Source organism: Rubrivirga sp., from assembly GCF_049648075.1.
Lineage (GTDB): Bacteria > Bacteroidota > Rhodothermia > Rhodothermales > Rubricoccaceae > Rubrivirga.
This window is the reverse complement of sequence record NZ_JBARYR010000166.1, coordinates 1-19,645: the sequence shown is the minus strand read 5'-3', so window position 1 is coordinate 19,645 and position 19,645 is coordinate 1. Positions and strand designations below refer to the sequence as shown.

Genomic DNA, 19,645 nt, shown 5'->3' with positions numbered 1-19,645 from the left:
AGAGGAGGCGAGAACGCGAGGAGAGCGGTCTGGGGCGGCTGAGGACAGTCTCGAGGTCGAGACTTGCGAAAACAGCCGATCTATCTCGTTATTGATAAAGACGCTAGAGACACAACGACTGCGCACGAGGCGCACTGCACGATGGCTACCCCGAAGATGAACCGAGACTGGCGCCAAGTACGAGATCGCATCAAGGCGATGTGGTCCGACGTCGAGTTCGACGACGACCGGATGAAGAAGACGCGGGGCGGACTCCGCAAGATGGTCACCCTGATCCAAACCAAGACGGGCGAGAGCCGCCCCGCCATCCGCCGCAAGATCGAAGCCGTGATGTAGCCGCCCGACCTGCCGAGCTTCGACGCCTCGCGCCCACCTCGGCGCGGGGCGTTTTTGCGTTCGCCCTCGAGGACCGGCGGGTCTCGGGGCGAACCCTCGACGCACCGAGGTCGGCCCAGACGCCCCACGGGGCGTCTCTACGCCTGACGCGCCCTTGAGGACGAACGCCCGATCGCCTCCGGCCTCGAGAGCGGAAATCGCAGGCGATTCCGAAAGGCCGACGCCCGTCGCGGCTACTCTCTAGAGATCCGCCCTCGAAGCCATGACCGAGACCACCTTTGACGTCGACCGCTTGCGCGCCGACTTCCCGATCCTCGACCGGACCGTCTACGACGGGAAGCCGCTCGTCTACCTCGACAACGCGGCCACGACGCAGAAGCCGCGCGTCGTCTTGGACCGTCTGGCGGCGTACTACGCGAACGAAAATGCCAACGTCCACCGCGGCGTCCACTTTTTGAGCGCCGACGGGACCGAGAACTATGAGACCGCGCGGCGCTCCGTCCAGCGGCACCTCGGCGCCGAGCACGCGCACGAGATCGTGTTCACGCGCGGGACCACGGAGGCCATCAACCTGGTCGCGCACGGGTTCGCGAGCCTCCTCGAGGCCGGCGATGAGATCGTGGTGACGGCCCTCGAGCACCACGCGAACATCGTCCCGTGGCAGATGGCGTGCGAGCGGACGGGGGCCGTGCTCCGCGTGATTCCCGCCCTCGACTCCGGCGACCTCGACCTGTCGGTCCTCCCCGACGTGATCACGGACCGCACGAAGGTCGTGGCCGTGATCCACACCTCGAACGCGCTCGGCACGGTCAACGATCTCGCGCCGATCATCGAGGCCGCCCGTGCCGTCGGTGCAGCGGTGCTGGTCGACGGCGCCCAGGCGGTCCCTCACGCGCCCGTCGACGTACAGGCGCTCGGCGCGGACTTTTTCGTGTTCTCCGGCCACAAGACGTTCGGCCCGACGGGCATCGGCGCGTTGTGGGGGCGCGAGGCGTGGCTCGAGACGCTGCCGCCGTACCAGGGCGGCGGCGACATGATCGACCGGGTCACGTTCGACAAGACGACGTTCGCCGGGCTGCCGTCCAAGTTCGAGGCCGGCACGCCCCACGTCGCCGGTGGCATCGGGCTGGGAGCAGCCCTCGACTACCTCGAGGACGTCGGCATGGAGGCGATCGCGGCGTACGAGGACGACCTGATCGGCTACGCGGAGTCTCGTCTCCTCGAGGTCGAGGGCCTGCGGTTCGTCGGCACGCCCAAAAAGCGAGCGGGCGCCATCTCGTTCCTGGTCGACGACATCCACCCGTACGACGCCGGCTCCGTCCTCGATCGGTTGGGGATCGCGGTCCGCACGGGCCACCACTGTGCCCAGCCGATCATGGACCGGTTCGAGGTGCCCGGCACCGTCCGCGCCTCGTTCGCCTTCTACAACACCCGCGCCGACGTCGACGCGCTGGTCGAGGGACTGGGGACCGTCCGCGCGCTGCTCGGATAGGTTCGGGGTTTATGAGGTTCGGGATTCGTGTGCTGCACTGCTCCGCTCGTCGGCGTTGCCGGGGCTCCCGGGCGACCTCGAGGCCGATGTCCGCCGCAACGTTCTGTCCCCGCGAACCCTGAACCGAGAACCCTGAGCCATCCCATGACCGAATCCGACCGTCGTCAGCAGGAGATCGTGGACGAGTTCTCGTTCCTCGACGACTGGATGCTCCGCTTCCAACAGGTCATCGAGCACGGCGAGGCGATGGACCCGTTGCCCGACGGCGCCAAGACCGACGACCGCTTGGTCCGCGGCTGCCAGTCGCGCGTCTGGCTCGACACCGACCTCGAGGGCGGCGCCTTCCGCGCGCGTGCCGACTCGGAGAGCCAGATCGTCCGGGGCCTGGCGTCCCTCCTGGTCCGCGTCTACGACGGGCTCGACCTCGAGGACGCCCGCGCCGTCGAGGTCTGGTTCCCTCGCGAGATCGGATTGGCGGAGCACCTGTCGCCGAACCGCGCCAACGGCCTCGATGCGATGCGCCGGGCCCTCGAAGCCGCCGCCCGGACGGCGTAGGGTCGGCCTCGGGGGGAGAGGCCGCCAGAGCACCCTCGAGGCCGATCTTGCCGGTCCGCTCCCGTGAGACCATGCACCCCGAGTACCGCTACCGCGCCACCGTCGCGTCCGTCTACGACGGCGACACGTTTCGCGCCGACGTCGACCTCGGCTTCTCGGTGTGGACCAAGAACGTCAGCTTTCGCATGTTCGGGATCGACACGCCCGAGATCAGGGGCGGGACGGCCGCGACGAAGGCGGCGGGGATCGCAGCGCGCGACCGGTTGCGGGAGCTGATGCCGGTCGGCGCGTCCATCCTCATCGACTCGACGAAGGCCGGCAAGTACGGCCGCTACCTCGCCGACGTGTTTCTCGACCTCGAGGACGGCCCGCTCCACGTGAATCAGGTGCTGTTGGACGAGGGGCACGCAGTGCCGTACCTGCCGTAGCCGTCCTCGAGGACGCTAGAACAAGCTCGTCTGTCGGCTCTCCACGTCCAGCAGCGCCCGCTTCCGTTCAAGCCCACCTGCGTAGCCGACGAGGGATCCGTCGGCCCCGACGACGCGGTGGCACGGCACGATGACCGTTGCCGGGTTGGCTCCGTTGGCCGCTCCGACGGCCTGCGCGCCGAGCGGCGTGCCCACCCTCGAGGCCAACGTCCCGTAGCTGATCGTCTCGCCGTGCGGGATCTCCGACAGCGCCGCCCACACACGCTCTTGAAACGGCGTCCCGCCGAGTCGCAGCGGCACGTCGAACACGACCGGTTCGCCCTCGAAGTACGCCGTGAGAGCACGAGTCGCGTCCTCGAGGATGGCGTCCGGTTCCGCCCTCGAGGACGGGGGCGGCGTCTCGTCGAACGTGGCGGCGGTCAGGGCGCCGCCGTCCGAGACCAGGAGGAGCGGGCCGAGCGGCGTGTCGAGGACCGTGTGTCGCATGGTGGAAGCTAGGCTGCGCCCTCGAGGCCGCCGGAGCCGTCCTCGAGGCGTGTCCTAAGCTTGCCGCAGGGACGATCTTGGACGGACACAGTCTCGACCTCGATGCGCTGCCTGCCGCTCCTCGCCCTCGTGTTCCTCGTCGCCCCCGCTGAGGCGCAGTGGACGAACCGCTACCCCGAGGTCCCCGGCTACTCGCACCACGTCTACCTCGAAGGCTTCAACCTCCCCACGGCCTCGGCCGGGAGCCACGACCCCGCGCCATCGCCGGACGGCCGGCACCTCGCCTTCGCGTCGCGCGGCTGGCTCTGGGTCCTCGACCTCGAGGACGGAACCGCACGCCGCGTCACGGACGGCGTCGGCGTCGACTCGAGGCCGGCGTGGTCGCCGGACGGGCGGCAGCTGGTGTTCGTCCGCGACAACAGCAGCGACACCCGCATCGTGCGCCTCGACCTCGAGGACGGGACCGAGGAGATCGTCGCGGCGGAGCCGGGCATCGAACTCGACCCCGCGTTCTCGCCGGACGGCGCCGCGGTCGTCTACTCGGCCGCGACCCCGACGGGCATCGGCCTGAGGCGCCTCGACCTCGAGGCTGGGACGAGCGAGGCGCTGACCGCGCCGGCTCCCGGCGAGCTCGCGTTTTCAGCACAGCCCCACGGCGCCCGCATCGTGTACCTCGCCAAGGGCTACGACCTGGACGAGCTCCGCGTCCTCGAGGGCGATTCGGAGCGCGTCGTCTATGCCGGCGGCATCCTCTCGCAGTCGCGCCCGGCGCTCTCGCCCGACGGCCGGACCGTCGCGATGTCCATTCCGCGCGACGACGACTGGGACGTGGTCCTGATCGACCTCGAGGCGCCGGTCCAGACCGTGCGCCTGATCTCGAGTGAGGCGCCCGCCCTCGAACCGGCGTGGAGCCCGGACGGCCAGCACGTCTACTACGCCCAGGCCGACGACCGCGAGCGCGTCCGCATGTACCGGGTGCCAGTCGCAGGCGGAGCGCCCATCGAGGTCGAGGTGGCGTCGTGGGACTGGGGCGTCGAGACGGGCACTCTCGTTGTCCAGACGCGCCTCGGTGGCGAACTCGTACCGGCGCGCGTCGCGGCCGTCGTGGCGACCGAGGGGGAGTACCACCCGGCGTTCGCGGAGGGCCAGACGTGGTTCGACGGCGAGCACGGGGTCATGTACAGCTACTCGCCCGGCGAGGTGCGCTACCAGGTCCCCGCCGGTCGCGCCTTGGCGATGGCCGTTCAGGGGCTCGCCACGCCGCCAGTCACAGCCACGGTGACCGTCGAGCCGGGCGGCACAGGCGTCGTCACGCTCGACCTCGAGAAGGTCTGGGACGCCGAGGGCTGGGTCTCCGGTGACCAGCACTTCCACCTCAACTACGGCGGCCCGTTCGCCCTCGACCTCGGCGACCTGCGGCCCGTCCTCGAGGGCGAAGGGCTCGACGTGGGGACCCCGCTCGTCGCCAACCTCGACACGCGCTACGTCGACGACGAGCGGTGGGGGGAGTCCATCGAGAGCCGTCAAGCCGGCGCAGCCGACGGGATGCCCATCCTCGACATGGGGCAAGAGGTCCGGTCGCACTTTTTCGGCCACGTCGGGCTGGTCGGGACCGAGACGCTGTTCTTCCCCTGGATCTGGGGTCCGGGGTACTCGGTGTACAGCCGAGACGACCGCGAGAACGCCGAGGTCACGGCCCACGCCCGCCGCGAAGGCGGCATCGCGACCTACGTCCATCCCATCGGCGACCGCGACCCGTTCGGCCCCACCGTCGGCTACGTCCCCGCGTCGCTCGTCGCCGACGGCGTCCTGGGCGACCTCGACGGCTTGGAGGTCGTGTGCTTGTGGACCGACGACCTGGGCACGTCCGAGATGTGGTACCGCTTGCTCAACATCGGCCAGGTCGTGGTCCCGATGGCCGGCAGCGACGTCATGAGCAACTTCCACCGCACCATGGCGCCCGGCACCGCGCGCGCCTACGTCCGCTCCGAGCCCGACCTCGACGCGTACTACGACGGGCTCAGAGCGGGGCGCAGCTTCGTCACGACCGGCCCGTTCCTCGAGGCCGAGATCGGCGGCGCTGGTCCGGGCGGCGTCGTCAAGGCCGGCCCGGCGAACTGGTCCCTCGAGGTCGCCTCGGCCGTGCCGGTGGACCGCGTCGAGGTCGTCGTCAACGGCACGGTCGTCCATTCCGACTCCGGCCTCGAGGTCGGGGAGAGCCGGACGTACAGTGGAACGCTCGACCTTCCGAAGGCGGGGTGGGTCGCGTTCCGCGCCGTCGGCGAGCGCACCGCCGACTGGCCCTCGATGGCGTCGTATCCGTTCGCGCACACGGCGCCGGTCTGGATCGGTGAGGTCGGGAGCGTGGACGCGGCGTCCTCGAGGTCGGCGGCGCGCGACCTGCTCCGTGTGTTCAACGAGTCGGAGGCGTCGTTCGAGGTCGCGTACCAGGACGTCGAGGCGCCAGACCTAAGAGACCGCTACCGGCGCGCGCGGGAAGCGCTAGAGCGGCTGGCGCGGTAGGGGCGACGGGCTGCCCTCGAGGACGAGCACCGCGGTCCGCGATCTCCCCATTCGCTCTCCCTCCGTCTGTCTCGCCGGAACGGCGCACGGCGGCCCGCGTGCTGAGTCGCCGAACAAAGAGAGACGCAGATGGCAGACGCCCCCCAGATTTCGACGCTCGGTGACCTCGAGGCCAGCGGCTACCGGCCGCGCTCCGTCAAGGACGAGGTCCGCGCCAACCTGATCACAAAAATCCAGGCCGGAGACGACGTCTTTCCCGGGATTCTCGGCTTCGACCGGACGGTCCTGCCCCAGGTCCAGAATGCGCTTCTCGGCAAGCACGACTTTATCCTGCTCGGGCTGCGAGGCCAGGCCAAGAGCCGCATCGTCCGGATGCTGCCCGACTTGATGGACGAGTGGGTCCCCGAGGTCGAAGGCTCCGAGATCCACGACGACCCGCTAGCGCCGGTCTCCAAGTACGCCCGCGACTTGGTCGCCCAGAAAGGCAAGGACACGCCGATCGCGTGGCTCCACCGCAGCAAGCGCTACGGCGAGAAGCTCGCCACGCCCGACACGTCCATCGCCGACCTCATCGGCGACATCGACCCGATCAAGGCCGCGACGCGCAAGCTGACCTACGCCGACGAGGAGGTGATCCACTTCGGCATCATCCCGCGCACGCACCGCGGCATCTTCGCCATCAACGAGCTGCCGGACTTGCAGCCGCGCATCCAGGTGGGCCTGCTCAACATCATGGAGGAGCAGGACATCCAGGTCCGCGGCTTCAACGTCCGCATCCCCATCGACGTCCTGATGGTGTTCACGGCCAACCCCGAGGACTACACCAACCGCGGCTCGATCATCACGCCGCTCAAGGACCGGATCGACTCGCAGATCCTGACGCACTACCCGCGCGAGTTGGGGATCGGCGTCGAGATCACGCGCCAGGAGGCGTGGTCCGACCGCGACGGCGGTGTCACGGTCTCGGTCCCGCACATCTTCCGCGAGATCGTGGAGCAGGTCGCCTTCGAGGCCCGTGCGTCCGAGTACGTCGACCAGAAGTCCGGCGTCTCCGCGCGCCTGACGCGGGCCGCCCTCGAGGACCTGATCTCGGCAGCGGAGCGGCGAGCGCTCGTCCACGGCGAGACAGAGACGACGGTGCGCGCGAGTGATCTCGCCGCCCTCGAGCCCGCCGTGACCGGCAAGGTCGAGTTGGTGTACGAGGGCGAGCAGGAGGGGGCCCAGGGCGTCGCCCGCGCCCTGGTCGGCAAGGCCGTGGCGACGATCGTCAAGAAGTACCTCCCGGACCCGACGGCCAAGGGCTCGGGCGACGACGGGGGGCGCGCGGCCTACCGCGACGTGCTCGGCTGGTTCTCGAAAGGGAACACCGTCGACATGGACACCGACCTGGGCTTTGCCGAGTACGCCACGCACCTCGACCGCGTCGAGGGCCTCGCCACGCTGATCGACACCCACACCGTGCCCGAATCGCCGGCCGACAAGGCCTCGATGATGGAGCTCGCGCTCGAGATGCTCCACCAGCACTCGATGTTGGGCAAGGACGTCGCCGACGACGGCGCGAGCTACGCCGACATGATGGGCTCGGTCCTATCCGGCTTGGGGTCGTTCGGCCCGGACGACGAGGACGACCTCGAGGACGACGACTACGGCCAGTTCAACTAGCGGTCCGTCCTCGAGGGTGGCGGTCCCATGTCTTCCGGCAGAGGCGCCCTCGAGGTCGCTCTGCCCGGGTCTGGCCCCGGCGTGCGGCGGTGTGAGAACACCAGCGAGGTCTCGATGCGCGCGACCTCGGACCGCTCCGTGAACGACTCGAGGGCCAGCGTCCGCAGGTGGTCCGTGTCGCGGACGGCGACGTGGACCAGGAAGTCGCTGCTGCCGGCCGTGTGGAACAGCTGGACGACTTCGGGGAGGCCGAGCGCGTGACGCTCGAAGGCCTCGACGAGAGGCCGCGCGTGCTGCCGCAGGCTCACCGCGACCATCGCCTGCAAGCCCAGCCCGACGGCCCCAAGAGCGACCTCGGCGTGGTACCCGACCAGCACGCCCTCGGCCTCGAGTCGGCGCGTGCGTTCGAGCGCCGTCGAGGGCGCGACGCCGGCGTGGGCGGCGAGCTCCTTGTTCGAGGTCCGCGCATTGTTCTGCAAACGGCGTACGATCTGACGATCGATTCGGTCGAGGTCGCGCATCTGGTCAGTCGGCCGAATCCTGTTCGGCGGTGTTGGAGGTGGCGGAACCAGATTCTACCGTGTGGTCACCCATCGTCCAAACTGACCCATGACCGTCCTCCCTGACTTCGCCACACGCGCCGTCCATGCCGGCCGCGAGGACCTGCAAGCCCTCGGCGTCCACGCGTTGCCCATCGACCTGTCCTCGACGTACCCGTTCACCGACCTCGAGGGCGCGACGGCGAGCCTCGACGCACTCGTCTCGGGCGACAAGACGGCGCCGAACCCGGTCTACGCCCGTCTCCACAACCCGACGGTCGCCCGCTTCGAGGACGCTCTCGCCGACCTCGAGGGCGCCGACGCGTCGGTCGCGTTCGCGTCCGGTATGGCCGCGCTCACGGCCGTTCTGCTCGCCGCCCGTGCCGACGGGGGCCACGTCGTGGGCACGCGCCCGATCTACGGCACGACGGACCACCTGCTCACGTGCGAGCTGATGGGCATGGAGGTGACCTGGACCTCTCCCGACGGGGTCGCCGACGCGATCCGTCCGGACACGGCGCTCGTCATCACCGAGACGCCGGCCAATCCGACACTCGCACTCGTCGACATCGAGTACGTCGTGGCCCAGGCCGATGACGTCCCGGTCCTGGTCGACTCCACGTTCGCGACGCCCGTCTTGCAGCGGCCCCTCGAGTTCGGCGCCGCGATGGTGATGCACAGCGCGACCAAGTTCCTGGGTGGCCACGGCGACGTGGTCGGTGGCGTCGTGGCGTGCGGCGAGGACTGGGCGCGGCGGCTGCGTCGGGTTCGCATCGCGACGGGTGCGCTCCTGCACCCGCTCGCAGGCTACTTGCTCCATCGAGGCTTGGCCACGTTGCCCGTCCGTGTCGAGCGTGCTCAAGCGACGGCGCAGATACTGGCCGAGCGCCTAGCCGGTCACCCGGCCGTCCTCGAGGTCGCGTATCCCGGACTCGGGGACCGGACGGGCCTCGTCGGTCGGCAGATGGACGGGCCGGGGACGATGCTCGCCTTCGAGGTCGACGGCTACGAGCGTGCCCGCGCCGTCTTGCGAGCTGTCCGGACGATGACGCCGGCCGTGAGCCTGGGCTCCGTCGACACGCTCGTCCAGCACCCCGCCGGGCTCACGCACCGCGTCCTCAGCGACGACGCCCGCGAGCAAGGCGGGATCGCGCCGGGCCTGCTCCGCGTCTCAGTCGGCCTCGAGGGCGCCGCCGATCTATGGCGCGATCTCGAACACGCCCTCGAGGTCAGCCTCCCTACGGAGGCCGCCGTCTAGCACGACGTCGTGGGCGAGCCCGTCTCCCTTCTGCGTCTCCGGGGCGCCCCGTCCATGTCTGCCCGCCTCATCGCGTTTCTGCTTTTCACCTCTGCTACGGCCCTCGCGCAACCCGCGGACCTGACCGTCGCGGTCGCCGAGGCGCCACCCGTCGTGACGAAGTCGGGGGAACTGTGGGACGGGCTCGGCCCCGCGCTCGTCGAGGACATGGGGCAGGAGGGCCGCCGGATTCAGTTCGTCGAGGTCTCGCGCGACAGCCTGATCGACGCCGTCGTCAGCGGCCGGGCCGACGCGGCCATCGCTCCGGTCTCGGCGACGGACGAGGAGACCGTCAACTTCGTGGCCCCGTTCTACGCGACCCCGCTCGGCATCGCGCGGGCCGAGTCGAGCGTCATGCTCGACGTCGCGCGCAACCTGCTCACGCCGATGTTTTTCAAGGTCGTCGCGGGTCTGATCGGCCTTCTCTTCGTCGTCGGGGTCGTCATCTGGCTCATCGAGCGCCGGACCGATCAAGATGACTTTCGCGAGGGGTGGGCCGGCATGTGGGACGGGTTCTGGTGGTCCGGCGTGACCATGACCACCATCGGCTACGGCGACACCGTGCCCAAGACGCCCGGTGGCCGGTCCATCGCTCTCCTGTGGATGCTCGTGTCCATGGGCGTCACGGCAGCGCTGACCACGGCGCTCATCTCGGCACTCGACCTCGAATCCGGAAACGATGCGCGTTTGAACGACCTCGAGGGCCAGGTCGGAGCCATCGAGGGGTCCATCGAACTCGATATGCTGCGCGAGATGGACGTGACCGCCGTCCCGTTTTCCGACCTCGAGGACGGACTCGAGGCGATCTCTGGTGACTCACTCGACGCCTTTATCGGCCCCGCCCCAGACCTCCGGGCGTCGGCGCCCGACGGCATCGAGGTCGCGTCCACGACCGTCGCGTTCGACCGATGGGGCCTGGCTGTCGCCGAAGGCAGCCCGCTCCAGGAGGAGGTCTCGCGTGCCGTCATCGACCGGATCATGTCGCCCGATTGGCCCGAGACCGTGCGGCGCCACACCGAGGAGTAGGGCTCGTCCTCGAGAGTTACACGTCCGGCGGTCGGCGGCGCGCCTTGGTCTCCGACCGCCGCTTCTTGGCCTCGATGCGCCGTCGCTTCGACGCCCGCGTCGGCTTCGTCGCGCGGCGGACCTTCTTCGGTCTCGAGGCCTCGTGGAGCCGGCGCTTGAGCTCCGCGAGAGCCAGCGCCTTGTTGCGGAACTGGCTCCGAGAACGGCGCGCGTTGACCACGATGCCCGACGGCCGGTGCGTGAGCCGGACGCCCGTCTCCACTTTGTTCGCCCGTTGTCCGCCCTTCGTCCCCGCCGACAGCGTCTCGAGGTCGCACTCGGCGAGCAAGGGGTCGTCGGAGAGATCAGGCACGGCCGGAAGGGGAGGGCGGTAGGTTCCTACGGTCCGCCCTCGACGCCTGGTCCCCGTGCTCCAATTCCTACTCCTGGTCGCCGCCGCATTCACCGTGATGGAGGTGGCATCGTACGTGCTCCACCGCTGGCTTTTCCACGGCGTCCTATGGCGGCTCCACCGGACGCATCACGACCCCGAGCACGGCCACGGCGACGGCTTGGAGTGGAACGACCTGTTCTCGGTGGCCTTCGGCGTGCTGTCGGTCGGGTTGATCTGGATTGGGCGCGAGGCCCCACTCGAGAGCACGGCGTTCCCGCTCGGCATTGGCATCGCGGTCTACGGCGCCCTCTACTTCGTCCTCCACGACCTGTACGCGCACGGACGGCTGGGCCGGTTCAGAACGAAAAACTCGGCCGCGCAGTCCGTCAAGCGAGCGCACGGCCGCCATCACCAGTCGCTCACGAAACGAGGTCAAGAGCCATACGGGCTGTTCCTGTTCCCGCCCTCAATGGGCCGGCGCTTCGAGCGCAAGCGAGACCGAACGTGACCGCCGACGTCGAGGCGTACCTCCACGTCCACATCCCCATCTCTTCCTCGATGGGGATCTCCGCCCTCGAGGCCGGACCCGACAAGGTGGTGCTCTCGGCGCCGCTCGCGGCCAACGTCAACCACCGGTCGACGATGTTCGGCGGCAGCGAGAGCGCGCTGGCGATCCTGTCGGCGTGGACGTTGCTCCATGTCCACCTGCGGAACGCGGACTTCGATGGTCAGATCGTGATCCAGCGGAACTCGATGGAGTACCTGCGGCCCGTCCTCGACGAGGCGGTAGCGACGTGCTATGGGCCGGCGTCGTGGGACGCGTTTGATGCCGTGCTCGCACGTCGAGGTCGGGCGCGCGTCACCCTCGAGGCCGAGGTGGCGTCCGGGGGCGAGGTCGTGGGCCGGTTCTCGGGCGTCTACGTCGCTCTGGCACGGTAGTCCGCACTCGGGGGGCGCCGTCCTCGAGTCAGCGCGTCACGACGAGCGACACCTCAGCACCGCTCTCAAGGGCGCGGACGGTCAGCGTGGTCAGGGCGGTTGCGCCCTCGAGACGCTGGGACCACGTTTGGACGCGGACGCCGTCGACGTCGTCGGCTGAGTGGCGGCGCCATCCCGCGTCCTCGAGGGCGGCCTCGGCCTCGAGGGTCGCGTCCTCGAGCGAGCGGCCGGCCGCGATGTAGCGTGCGGAGCTGCCCCGGTAGACGAAGGTGCCGTCCTCGAAGACGGCGTCGAAGCCGCCCCTCGCTGCGACGTCATCTTGGGCGAGCGGCAGCGGGATGTACGACGAGCCAGGCCCGCCGGGCTCGTCGATGATCTCGCCGTCACCGATCACGTCCTCCATGTCACCTTGGGGCACGTCCTCGATGATCTCGTCCTCGACGAGTCCGCCGTCACACGTGCCGGGCTCGAGGGCGACGCTGACGAAGGCGCCTCCGGCGCGGCGGGGGGTGAACAACACCTCGGCCTCGCCGCTCGGGCCGCAGACCGAGACGGCTCCAGATGGAGAGGGCGACGGACCGGCGGCCCACCCTTCGGGGATGCTCGCGGCGTAGGCCTCGGCCAAGTCGGCGGGTTCGCCTTCGAGGCGGCCTACGCCGACGCGCACGACCTGGAGGCCTCGCGGGATCACAAACCCGCCCAGCACGGTCGCGCCGTCGGGCATCCGGGCCGCGTCGAACCCGTCAGGGAGCCGGCCGATCACGAGTTCGGCGGTGACTGGGTTGCCCACGGCCAGCATCGACAAGAGCGCTTCCGCTATCTCGACGCCGGGGTCGCTCTGGGCGCGGGGTGCCACAGCGACAACCATGATGAGGGCGGCGATCAGGAGCGGACGCATCGAGGTCTGGGGCGAGTGTGCAGGAGGATAGGTCCGTTCTCGAAAAAACCCCGTCCGCTCTCGGGGCGTGAGACCGTCCCTTTCCCCGACTCCCATGTCCGACACCCGCACTTCCGACCCGAACGAGCCGCGCCCGCGCCCCGACGAGATCCACGCACAGCAATACGACTACCCCGCCAGCCAGGACCAGCTCGATCCCGCGCCCGACTCCGACCTGTCGAACTACAAGCCGGCCGGCAAGCTCGAGGGCAAAGTCGCGCTCATCACGGGTGGCGACTCCGGCATCGGCCGGGCCGTCGCGATCGCCTACGCCCTCGAGGGCGCGCGCGTCGCGATCCTGAACAACACGCGCATGGACGACGCGGCGGAGACGAAACGGCTGGTCGAAGAACGCGGCGGCGAGTGCCTGACCATCCAGGCCGACATCCGCGACCTCGAGGACTGCCGGCGCGCGGTCAAAGAGACCGTCGATGCCTACGGGCAGCTCGACATCCTGGTCAACAACGCGGCCTATCAGATGATGCAGCGCGACTTCGACGACGTGACCGTCGAGCAGTTCGACCGCACGATCCAGACCAACGTCTACGGCACGTTCTACATGACCAAGGCGGCGATGCCGCACCTCAAAGAAGGCGCCGTCATCATCAACACCGGCAGCATCATCGGCCTGACCGGCAAGGCGTTCATGCTGGACTACACGACCTCGAAGGGCGCCGTCCACACGTTCACCAAGAGCCTGGCGCTGATGCTGGCCGACAAGGGCATCCGCGTCAACGCCGTCGTGCCGGGCCCGGTCTGGACGCCCAACATCCCGGCGACGATGGACCCGGACATGGTCGAGGGTTACGACTCAGGCAACGCGCTCGGCCGCGCGGGGCAGCCGGAGGAACTGGCGCCGGCGTTCGTGTTCATGGCCGCCGAGGACTCGTCGTTCGTGACGGGCTCGTTGCTCGAGGTGACCGGCGGTCAACTCCACAACTAGGTCGCCCTCGAGGGCGGCTACTGCTCTGTCCCGACCAGCATCAGCCGAAGAGCGTACGTGCCGGGGCTGTCCAGAATGACATCGAGGGTGGCCGTCAGCATCTCGCCCTCGAGGGTGTGGATCCAGACACCGATGGCGCGCTCGTCCTTGAGGGTGGACGCGACATCGGTCCATCCAGCGGCCTCCATCTGGCTGCCGTAGTGTGCCGCGACATCCTCGAGGCCGAGGTCGCTTTGGAGGAAGGCCCGGTTGGTCCAGTGGTCCGAGGAGCCGCCGCCGCCCTCGTTTTGCTGCCTCCCGCCGGGCGGCGAGTCGAGGGCGGGCATGTGGCGCCGGATGCTCTCGGTCTCCCAGTCCGCTCTCTCCGGCTGCCGAGGCTGGGCGACGATGACCGCGAGCGAGCCCGGTCCTCGAGGGCGGGCCGAGAACATGAGGCCCGCGCCGATCTCGCCTCGAGACAGCTCGACCTCGAAGCGCTGCGCTCCAGATGCGAACCCGCCCTGGCTCTCCGGTGCGTCGGTGATCTCCCAGCCGGGAACGCCCCTCGCACGAAAGGCCTGTGCGGCATCCTGAGCGTCGGTCTCGAGGCGGACCACGGCGGACACGAACGAGCCGCGAGTCCCCGACGGCACGAGCGCGCCGAGCACCTCGGCGCCATCGGGAAGCAGAGGGCGGAGGCTATCGGGGACCGTCTCCATGTACGTGGTGGACTGACCCATGACTCCAAAAAAGCCGTTGACGAAGTCGATGTCGACGGTCGTCGGTTGAGCCGAGGCGGCGGTAGTCGTGAGCAGACACGCGAGAAGAATGAAGCGCATGGTGGGAGTTAGCGAGCGACGAGAACGTGAGCACGGAGCGCGTACGAGCCGTCCTCGAGGGCGCGGATGTAGAGAAGAGCCGCGAGCGGTCCGTCGTCGCCTTCCCGCGTCCACGACGATGTCGCGAGTGTGTCGGACGCGTAGTCGCCAGCAGATGCCCATCCGGCATCGGCCATCTGTGCGGCGTAGTGCGCCGAGACGGCGGCGGGCAGAAGGTCACTCTCGAGATTGGCGCGAGCGGTGTAGTGGTTGGAGCCGCTGCCGCCGCCCCCACCTCCGCCGGTTGCGGTTTGCAGACCCCCTGGGGGAGCGGTCATCAACGGGAGATGCGGATCGAACCGGTCCTGCTCCCTCGAGGGCGGAGGCGGATTCAGACGGGCGTTCCGCTCATTGTAAACATCGACGGGGTCGCGGGGATAAACCCGGACCCGGACGTACGAGCCGCCGCGTGGGAAGTCGGCAAAGGTGATTCGGGCGGTTGCCTCGGACGTCTCGGCCTCGAGGTTGAGCGTCGTCGTGTCGCGTGGAAAATCGGTCGTGAATCCGCCTTCCAAGTACGAATCTGGCTCTTTCGGCGCTGGAGGCACCCACCCCGGCGTGTCCATCTCTCGGTACATCAACTGCGCGACCTCGGCCGCGTCACCTAGGCGCGCCACTACGAGCGCACCGCCCAGTGGACCCGAAAACGTCCTCGTGCCAATCACCTGAGCGCCGGGCGGAAGCAATGAGCGGAGTGAGTCGGGAGCGGCGGCTGTCAGGGTCTCCGACCCGTCGAGGCCGAAAAAGGCTCGGACAAGGTCGGCGTCGTAGGTCGCGGGTTGGGCCGAGGGCGCGATGGCCCAGGCGAGCGCGCAAATCGCGATGGAGAGTCGGGGCACGGAACTGTCAGGGATTCGAAGTCGAATGATAGGACTCGTTCGTCCCGTTCGGCGAGTCTTGCAATTCGCCCTCGAGGTCGAGCTGTTGGATCGGTTGCCACCAGTGTCCTCGAGGACGAGCACACGTCGCCGCAGCGTCCTCGAGGACGCCGCTGACGGACCGGCGGCTCGTCGGTAGCTTGGGGCATCGTCCCTGTGCCGCCCATGTCCGAGCCGTCGTCCGCCCCGCCGTCCGCCTCCAGCGAGGAGGACCGGGCCACGGTCGGGCGCGCCCTCGAGGGCGACCAGCGCGCCTACGAGCGGTTGGTCGAGAAGTACCAGACGCCCCTGACCCGCCACGTCGCCAAGATGGTCCGCGACGGCGCCCAGGTCGATGACCTCGTCCAGGAGGCGTTCGTCAAGGCGTTCAAGTCGATCGAGCGGTACAACCCGGACTACGCGTTCTCGACGTGGCTCTACCGGATCGCGACGAACCACTCGATCGACTACATCCGCAAAAAGAAGCTGCCCACGTTCTCGATCGACAAGCCGGTCCAGACGCGCGACGGGCAACTCCAGGTCGAGCTCCCGGACACGACCTACCGGCCCGACCGCGACGTGGTGACGGGCGAGCGCAACGCGATCCTGTCCGCCGCCATCGACGCGCTGCCAGACAAGTACAACAAGGTGATCGTGATGCGCCACCAGCAGGAGCTCAGCTACGACGAGATCGCCGAACAGCTGGACTTGCCGTTGGGGACCGTCAAGGCGCACATCTTCCGCGCCCGCGCGCTCTTGAACAAGGCGCTCCGCGACCGCCGCGACGAGTTGATGTAGCGGCGGGGCGACCGATTGGCCTGTCTGCGACGGTAAGCGACCTCCATCATGGGGACTGCTCCCGCTCTGGTCATGACGTCTCCGCTCTTGTCTCTCGCCTCGGTCGTGTTGGTGGTCGCGGCGCTGCACAGCGTCGTGCTGAGCGTCGCGCTGGCACGGAGCCGGCGGGAGCCGGCCGCGGCGCGGTGGTGCCTGGCGGGGCTCACCTTCGTCACCGGCCTGTTGATCGCGAACCTCGGGCTTGCCTTCTCGGGCCTCTCGTGGGGCAACGCGGCGGTGGCAGCGGTCGTCAACAGCCTGTGGCTCGCTGTCGCGCCTCTCTTCTACGGCTACGTCCGGTCGCTCCTTCCGGGACGTGCGCGCTGGGAGCCCGAGGACGTGGTTCACGCGCTGCCGATCGCGCTTCAGCTGTTCTCGCACGCGGCACTCCGGTTTGCGCCGTCCTCGAGGCCGGACGCCGTCGAGGCCGCGGCTCCGGTCGTGGGGTTCGTGTTCGTGTCCCTGTTCGCGCTTCAGTCGGTGATCTACGCCGTGATCGCCGTCCGCTTGGTGGCCGGGTTTTCCGCCCGCTACCGACGCGAGGCCGCCGGAGCAGCCGACGAGAAGCTGGTCGGGCTCCGTCGCCTGACCGTCTTGTTCAGCATCTACGCCGGAGCGATGGGCATCAACCTGGTTGTCTTGCTGGTGCGGGGCTCCTTCGTCCTGTGGGTGGACTACCTCGTCCCGCTCGCCATGGCCGCGCTGATCTCAGCGGTGGGCTACGGACTGCTGCGGCGCCCCGAGATCGTGCTTCCGCCGCTGTCGCTCCCCGAGCCTCCGGCTCCGTCCTCGAGGACGAGTGCGTCGAGGCCGGACACGTCGAGGTCGCCCTCGAGGGAGGACCGACCGTCATGCCGAGAGCCTGCGCGCGCTGATGGAGACGGAGCGTCCATACCTCAATCCCGAAGTCAGGCTCAGCGATCTCGCGTCGAGCCTGGGCGTGTCCGAGCGGACCGTGTCGCAGGTGCTCGCCGACGCGTTCGGCGGGAGCTTCTACGACGTCGTCAACGGGTACCGAGTCGCGGAGGCGAAGGCGCGGCTACTCGATCCCTCGTTCGCGAACCGGGCCGTCCTGTCCATCGGCCTCGATGCAGGGTTCAGCAGCAAGGCGTCGTTCAACCGGGTGTTCAAGAAGCAGACGGGCGAGACGCCCTCGGCCTACCGGTCCCGCGCCGGTGACGGGCCCGTGCCGCCGGTCGACCTCGAGGTCGGTGGTGACGGAGCATCGCGAGCGCCTGTGGAGGCGGTGACGGCCCGCGTGTAGAGGTCTCATCGCGCGCAGTGAGACCGATTGCGCTCTCCATGAGCCGGTTTTGATGGCTCGCAAAGGCAGGTTGCAGGACCGCCCCATCGAGGGCGATTTCCCAAGCCTCCTGTGCCCATGCCTCGCCTTGCTTCTCTCGTGCTCGCCCTGCTCGTCGCGTCCTCGACGATCGATGCACAATCCGTCACTGTCGAGACCCTCGTCCCGGCCGGCTCCGAGATCGCCGACGCACTCGCGCTCGGCCCCGACGGCGCGCTGTACGGATCCCGCTTCGGGAGCTTCGACCCGTTTGTCCCGGGCGAGACGGTGAGCCGGATCGCCCTCGAGGACGGGACGGGGACGATCTACGCGAGCGGCTTCTCGTTCCCGAACGGCTTGGCGTTTGGCCCGGATGGCAGCCTGTTCGTGGTGAGCTACTACGACGCCGCGATCAACGCCGGCCGCGTGTCGCGCGTGGCGCCGGACGGCACCGTCAGCGTGATCGCGGACCTGCCCGACGGGACGACGGTCAGCGGCGCGATCTACGACGCCGTCGATGACGAGCTCTACATCACGAGCTACGACAACGACTGGGTCAAGACCCTCGGCCTCGACGGCACCTTTACGGACGTCATCGAGGGTGGGGACCTGGACGGACCGGCGGGCCTGGCCTTCGACGATCAAAACCGGCTCCACGTCGCCAACTTCAACGACGGGAAGATCTTCCGCATCGAGGACGGAGCGCTCGTGTTGGTCGCGGACGTCCAGCAGGCCATCGGATTCCTGGCCTACGGCGGCGGCCGGTTCTTCGCGACCGGGATCAACGATCACCGGATCTACGCCGTCACCGAGAGTGGAGCCGTGACGGCCATCGCCGGGCAGGGCAAGCCGGGCTCGGCTGATGGCGACGCCTCTCTGGCCACGTTCAACGCCCCCAACGGGATCGTCGCGACGGCCGCCGGCGACACGCTCTACGTCTCCGACGCGGGCACGCGCGCCATCCGGCGGATTACCATCGCGACCTCGACGTCGAGCCAGGACGCCCCGTCCTCGAGGTCGTCCCTTCTACCGGTCTCGCCCAACCCGGCCGTCGGCAACGCGACGGCGCGGTTCGTCCTCGAGGACGCGGGTGAGGTCGAGGTCGCCGTCTTCGACACGTTGGGCCGTCGCGTTCGCGATTTGGCGTCCGGCGTCTGGGCGGTGGGGACTCACGCCGTCGCCCTCGAGGCCGAGGGGCTTCCGGCCGGCACGTACGTGGTCGTGCTCCGAGCGGGAGGCAGCGTCGAGAGCCAGACGTGGGTTCGGCAGTAGCGGCCTTGTGACAACCGGTCACAAACCCTGAGTAGATGGTCCCGTAGCGCGGTCATCCTCCAACGGTTTCCACCTGATGTATCGTCACGTCCCTCCCCGCATCGTCGTCCTCTCGCTCTGCTTTGGAGCTCTCGTTCCGGCCCCGAGAGCCCGACGCGCAGAGGCCCTAGACCTCGCTCTCGAGGCCGACTTAGAGACTGCATCGCAGGCCAATACACCTTGTCGATGTGGAGCGGGGAGGGCCGGCCGGTTTGGTTTCGGCTGTTCGTCGACGGCGAGTCTCTCATGGGGCAGGTCAACGACGACGAGGCGTCGCGACTGCTCTACCAAGGCGATCGCGCGTTCCGTCCCGAGGCCGAGCCTGCTGCTCTGATTTCGGTCCTCGAGGACGGTGCGCTCGTCGCCGAGACCCCCGATGGTCTGATGGATGGCACCCGCATCGGGAACGCCGATCTCTCGACGTCTGGCCCGCTGTACGACGTGCTTCTCGAGGCCGACCGAGCGCTGTTCGAGACCATCTTCGTCGACTGCGACGCGGACCGAGTTGTCGAGTGGCTGGACGAGGATGTCGAGTTCTGCCACGACGAGGCGGGACTCTCTGTCGGTACCGACGTCTACGCGGAGATCCATGCTCTCACCGAGTCGTGCCCGCGTGCGAACGGGATGACTCGAGAGGTGGACGTTGCCAGCCTGTCCGGGTCACCCATCGAAGGGTTTGAGGCCGTCCAGACCGGGACCCACCGGTTCACTGAGGGCAGTAGCGTGACCGTCGCTCAGTTCGCGCACGTCTGGCGCGAGACGCCCGACGGCTGGCGGATCCGCCGAGCGATCAGCTACGACCACCGGCCGGACAGCGACTAGCCGCGCGTCGCCCTCGAGGACGCGATTTTCTCCACTTGGAAGCGCTTCGAGGACGGGCAGGTCGCCCTCGAGGTCGGAAGCGGCGTCTAGCTTCGGCGTTCGCTTCCTCGCAGGTCATGTCCTCCCCTCGCGTCGCCAAGTTC

General features: G+C 68.9%; 22 protein-coding genes. 16 read left to right on the top strand and 6 right to left on the bottom strand.

Translation table 11 applies throughout. The features are described from left to right. The first annotated feature begins 141 nt into the window (after positions 1-141). From WBA11_RS04795 to WBA11_RS04780, 4 genes are all read left to right on the top strand, one after another. Positions 142-336: a hypothetical protein gene (locus tag WBA11_RS04795; RefSeq protein WP_424519582.1), complete on the top strand. Its 195-nt coding sequence runs from the start codon at positions 142-144 to the stop codon at positions 334-336. 262 nt (positions 337-598) lie between these two features. Beyond that, positions 599-1,828, top strand: a complete 1,230-nt coding sequence (locus WBA11_RS04790; protein ID WP_424519581.1) for a cysteine desulfurase — start codon at positions 599-601, stop codon at positions 1,826-1,828. A 144-nt stretch (positions 1,829-1,972) separates the two neighbouring features. Continuing rightward, entirely contained in the window at positions 1,973-2,383 is a 411-nt protein-coding gene (locus WBA11_RS04785) for a SufE family protein (RefSeq protein ID WP_424519580.1), read from the top strand. Between the two features lie 47 nt (positions 2,384-2,430). Continuing rightward, positions 2,431-2,811 (top strand): thermonuclease family protein, encoded by a 381-nt coding sequence (locus WBA11_RS04780; protein ID WP_424519579.1) that lies wholly within the window; start codon positions 2,431-2,433, stop codon positions 2,809-2,811. A gap of 15 nt (positions 2,812-2,826) precedes the next feature. On the opposite strand, the gene WBA11_RS04775 is transcribed toward WBA11_RS04780, so the two are convergent. Next, positions 2,827-3,297 carry a methylated-DNA--[protein]-cysteine S-methyltransferase gene (locus tag WBA11_RS04775; protein WP_424519578.1) on the bottom strand — a complete coding sequence of 157 codons (471 nt, stop codon included), beginning with the start codon at positions 3,295-3,297 and terminating at the stop codon, positions 2,827-2,829. Positions 3,298-3,426: 129 nt separating this feature from the next. On the opposite strand from WBA11_RS04775, the gene WBA11_RS04770 reads away from it, so the two are divergent. Together WBA11_RS04770 and WBA11_RS04765 are read left to right on the top strand one after the other, a co-directional pair. Then, on the top strand, positions 3,427-5,820 hold the full coding sequence (locus tag WBA11_RS04770) for a CehA/McbA family metallohydrolase (RefSeq protein ID WP_424519577.1): 2,394 nt from the start codon (positions 3,427-3,429) through the stop codon (positions 5,818-5,820). Between the two features lie 129 nt (positions 5,821-5,949). Then, positions 5,950-7,482: a sigma 54-interacting transcriptional regulator gene (locus WBA11_RS04765; protein ID WP_424519576.1), complete on the top strand. Its 1,533-nt coding sequence runs from the start codon at positions 5,950-5,952 to the stop codon at positions 7,480-7,482. Here WBA11_RS04765 and WBA11_RS04760 read toward each other — a convergent pair. After that, on the bottom strand, positions 7,479-8,003 hold the full coding sequence (locus WBA11_RS04760) for an Lrp/AsnC family transcriptional regulator (protein ID WP_424519575.1): 525 nt from the start codon (positions 8,001-8,003) through the stop codon (positions 7,479-7,481). The genes WBA11_RS04765 and WBA11_RS04760 overlap by 4 nt on opposite strands. Positions 8,004-8,091: 88 nt before the next feature. Here WBA11_RS04760 and WBA11_RS04755 point away from each other — a divergent pair, with 88 nt between their 5' ends. After that, the gene (locus WBA11_RS04755) at positions 8,092-9,279 is read left to right on the top strand and encodes a trans-sulfuration enzyme family protein (protein WP_424519574.1); all 1,188 of its coding nucleotides are present in this window, start codon (positions 8,092-8,094) and stop codon (positions 9,277-9,279) included. Between the two features lie 54 nt (positions 9,280-9,333). After that, positions 9,334-10,344, top strand: coding sequence for an ion channel (locus WBA11_RS04750; RefSeq protein WP_424519573.1), 1,011 nt, complete (start codon positions 9,334-9,336; stop codon positions 10,342-10,344). Positions 10,345-10,360: 16 nt separating this feature from the next. On the opposite strand, the gene WBA11_RS04745 is transcribed toward WBA11_RS04750, so the two are convergent. Then, positions 10,361-10,696 carry a peptide chain release factor-like protein gene (locus tag WBA11_RS04745; RefSeq protein ID WP_424519572.1) on the bottom strand — a complete coding sequence of 112 codons (336 nt, stop codon included), beginning with the start codon at positions 10,694-10,696 and terminating at the stop codon, positions 10,361-10,363. 55 nt (positions 10,697-10,751) lie between these two features. On the opposite strand from WBA11_RS04745, the gene WBA11_RS04740 reads away from it, so the two are divergent. Both WBA11_RS04740 and WBA11_RS04735 read left to right on the top strand, forming a co-directional pair. After that, positions 10,752-11,225, top strand: a complete 474-nt coding sequence (locus WBA11_RS04740) for a sterol desaturase family protein (RefSeq protein WP_424519571.1) — start codon at positions 10,752-10,754, stop codon at positions 11,223-11,225. After that, positions 11,222-11,656, top strand: coding sequence for a YiiD C-terminal domain-containing protein (locus tag WBA11_RS04735; protein WP_424519570.1), 435 nt, complete (start codon positions 11,222-11,224; stop codon positions 11,654-11,656). Before WBA11_RS04740 ends, WBA11_RS04735 begins: the two co-directional genes overlap by 4 nt. Before the next feature lie 28 nt (positions 11,657-11,684). On the opposite strand, the gene WBA11_RS04730 is transcribed toward WBA11_RS04735, so the two are convergent. Continuing rightward, positions 11,685-12,554 carry a hypothetical protein gene (locus tag WBA11_RS04730; protein WP_424519569.1) on the bottom strand — a complete coding sequence of 290 codons (870 nt, stop codon included), beginning with the start codon at positions 12,552-12,554 and terminating at the stop codon, positions 11,685-11,687. Between the two features lie 94 nt (positions 12,555-12,648). Here WBA11_RS04730 and WBA11_RS04725 point away from each other — a divergent pair, with 94 nt between their 5' ends. After that, positions 12,649-13,536 (top strand): SDR family oxidoreductase, encoded by an 888-nt coding sequence (locus tag WBA11_RS04725; RefSeq protein ID WP_424519568.1) that lies wholly within the window; start codon positions 12,649-12,651, stop codon positions 13,534-13,536. Between the two features lie 17 nt (positions 13,537-13,553). On the opposite strand, the gene WBA11_RS04720 is transcribed toward WBA11_RS04725, so the two are convergent. Both WBA11_RS04720 and WBA11_RS04715 read right to left on the bottom strand, forming a co-directional pair. Beyond that, positions 13,554-14,354, bottom strand: a complete 801-nt coding sequence (locus tag WBA11_RS04720) for a hypothetical protein (RefSeq protein ID WP_424519567.1) — start codon at positions 14,352-14,354, stop codon at positions 13,554-13,556. An 8-nt stretch (positions 14,355-14,362) separates the two neighbouring features. Further along, positions 14,363-15,232 carry a hypothetical protein gene (locus tag WBA11_RS04715; RefSeq protein WP_424519566.1) on the bottom strand — a complete coding sequence of 290 codons (870 nt, stop codon included), beginning with the start codon at positions 15,230-15,232 and terminating at the stop codon, positions 14,363-14,365. Between the two features lie 25 nt (positions 15,233-15,257). Between WBA11_RS04715 and WBA11_RS04710 the strand changes: the two genes are divergently transcribed. The 5 genes from WBA11_RS04710 to WBA11_RS04690 all read left to right on the top strand — a co-directional run bounded on the left by WBA11_RS04710 (position 15,258) and on the right by WBA11_RS04690 (position 19,502). Further along, positions 15,258-15,410, top strand: a complete 153-nt coding sequence (locus WBA11_RS04710) for a hypothetical protein (RefSeq protein ID WP_424519565.1) — start codon at positions 15,258-15,260, stop codon at positions 15,408-15,410. Between the two features lie 26 nt (positions 15,411-15,436). Beyond that, positions 15,437-16,048, top strand: a complete 612-nt coding sequence (locus WBA11_RS04705; RefSeq protein ID WP_424519564.1) for a sigma-70 family RNA polymerase sigma factor — start codon at positions 15,437-15,439, stop codon at positions 16,046-16,048. Positions 16,049-16,961: 913 nt separating this feature from the next. After that, complete coding sequence (locus tag WBA11_RS04700) at positions 16,962-17,351, top strand: helix-turn-helix domain-containing protein (protein WP_424519563.1); 390 nt, start codon at positions 16,962-16,964, stop codon at positions 17,349-17,351. Between the two features lie 117 nt (positions 17,352-17,468). Continuing rightward, on the top strand, positions 17,469-18,641 hold the full coding sequence (locus tag WBA11_RS04695; RefSeq protein WP_424519562.1) for a T9SS type A sorting domain-containing protein: 1,173 nt from the start codon (positions 17,469-17,471) through the stop codon (positions 18,639-18,641). A gap of 225 nt (positions 18,642-18,866) precedes the next feature. Further along, the gene (locus WBA11_RS04690; protein ID WP_424519561.1) at positions 18,867-19,502 is read left to right on the top strand and encodes a nuclear transport factor 2 family protein; all 636 of its coding nucleotides are present in this window, start codon (positions 18,867-18,869) and stop codon (positions 19,500-19,502) included. The last annotated feature ends 143 nt before the right edge of the window (positions 19,503-19,645 follow it).

What these genes read in the sequence shown, in the direction of transcription:
- WBA11_RS04795 (WP_424519582.1), top strand. Translation starts at nt 142, where the DNA reads ATGGCTACCCCGAAGATGAACCGAGACTGGCGCCAAGTACGAGATCGC.
- WBA11_RS04775 (WP_424519578.1), bottom strand. Translation starts at nt 3,297, where the DNA reads ATGCGACACACGGTCCTCGACACGCCGCTCGGCCCGCTCCTCCTGGTC.
- WBA11_RS04760 (WP_424519575.1), bottom strand. Translation starts at nt 8,003, where the DNA reads ATGCGCGACCTCGACCGAATCGATCGTCAGATCGTACGCCGTTTGCAG.
- WBA11_RS04720 (WP_424519567.1), bottom strand. Translation starts at nt 14,354, where the DNA reads ATGCGCTTCATTCTTCTCGCGTGTCTGCTCACGACTACCGCCGCCTCG.
- WBA11_RS04690 (WP_424519561.1), top strand. Translation starts at nt 18,867, where the DNA reads ATGTGGAGCGGGGAGGGCCGGCCGGTTTGGTTTCGGCTGTTCGTCGAC.
- WBA11_RS04790 (WP_424519581.1), top strand. Translation starts at nt 599, where the DNA reads ATGACCGAGACCACCTTTGACGTCGACCGCTTGCGCGCCGACTTCCCG.
- WBA11_RS04695 (WP_424519562.1), top strand. Translation starts at nt 17,469, where the DNA reads ATGCCTCGCCTTGCTTCTCTCGTGCTCGCCCTGCTCGTCGCGTCCTCG.
- WBA11_RS04710 (WP_424519565.1), top strand. Translation starts at nt 15,258, where the DNA reads ATGATAGGACTCGTTCGTCCCGTTCGGCGAGTCTTGCAATTCGCCCTC.
- WBA11_RS04755 (WP_424519574.1), top strand. Translation starts at nt 8,092, where the DNA reads ATGACCGTCCTCCCTGACTTCGCCACACGCGCCGTCCATGCCGGCCGC.
- WBA11_RS04730 (WP_424519569.1), bottom strand. Translation starts at nt 12,554, where the DNA reads ATGCGTCCGCTCCTGATCGCCGCCCTCATCATGGTTGTCGCTGTGGCA.
- WBA11_RS04750 (WP_424519573.1), top strand. Translation starts at nt 9,334, where the DNA reads ATGTCTGCCCGCCTCATCGCGTTTCTGCTTTTCACCTCTGCTACGGCC.
- WBA11_RS04765 (WP_424519576.1), top strand. Translation starts at nt 5,950, where the DNA reads ATGGCAGACGCCCCCCAGATTTCGACGCTCGGTGACCTCGAGGCCAGC.
- WBA11_RS04705 (WP_424519564.1), top strand. Translation starts at nt 15,437, where the DNA reads ATGTCCGAGCCGTCGTCCGCCCCGCCGTCCGCCTCCAGCGAGGAGGAC.
- WBA11_RS04785 (WP_424519580.1), top strand. Translation starts at nt 1,973, where the DNA reads ATGACCGAATCCGACCGTCGTCAGCAGGAGATCGTGGACGAGTTCTCG.
- WBA11_RS04725 (WP_424519568.1), top strand. Translation starts at nt 12,649, where the DNA reads ATGTCCGACACCCGCACTTCCGACCCGAACGAGCCGCGCCCGCGCCCC.
- WBA11_RS04700 (WP_424519563.1), top strand. Translation starts at nt 16,962, where the DNA reads ATGGAGACGGAGCGTCCATACCTCAATCCCGAAGTCAGGCTCAGCGAT.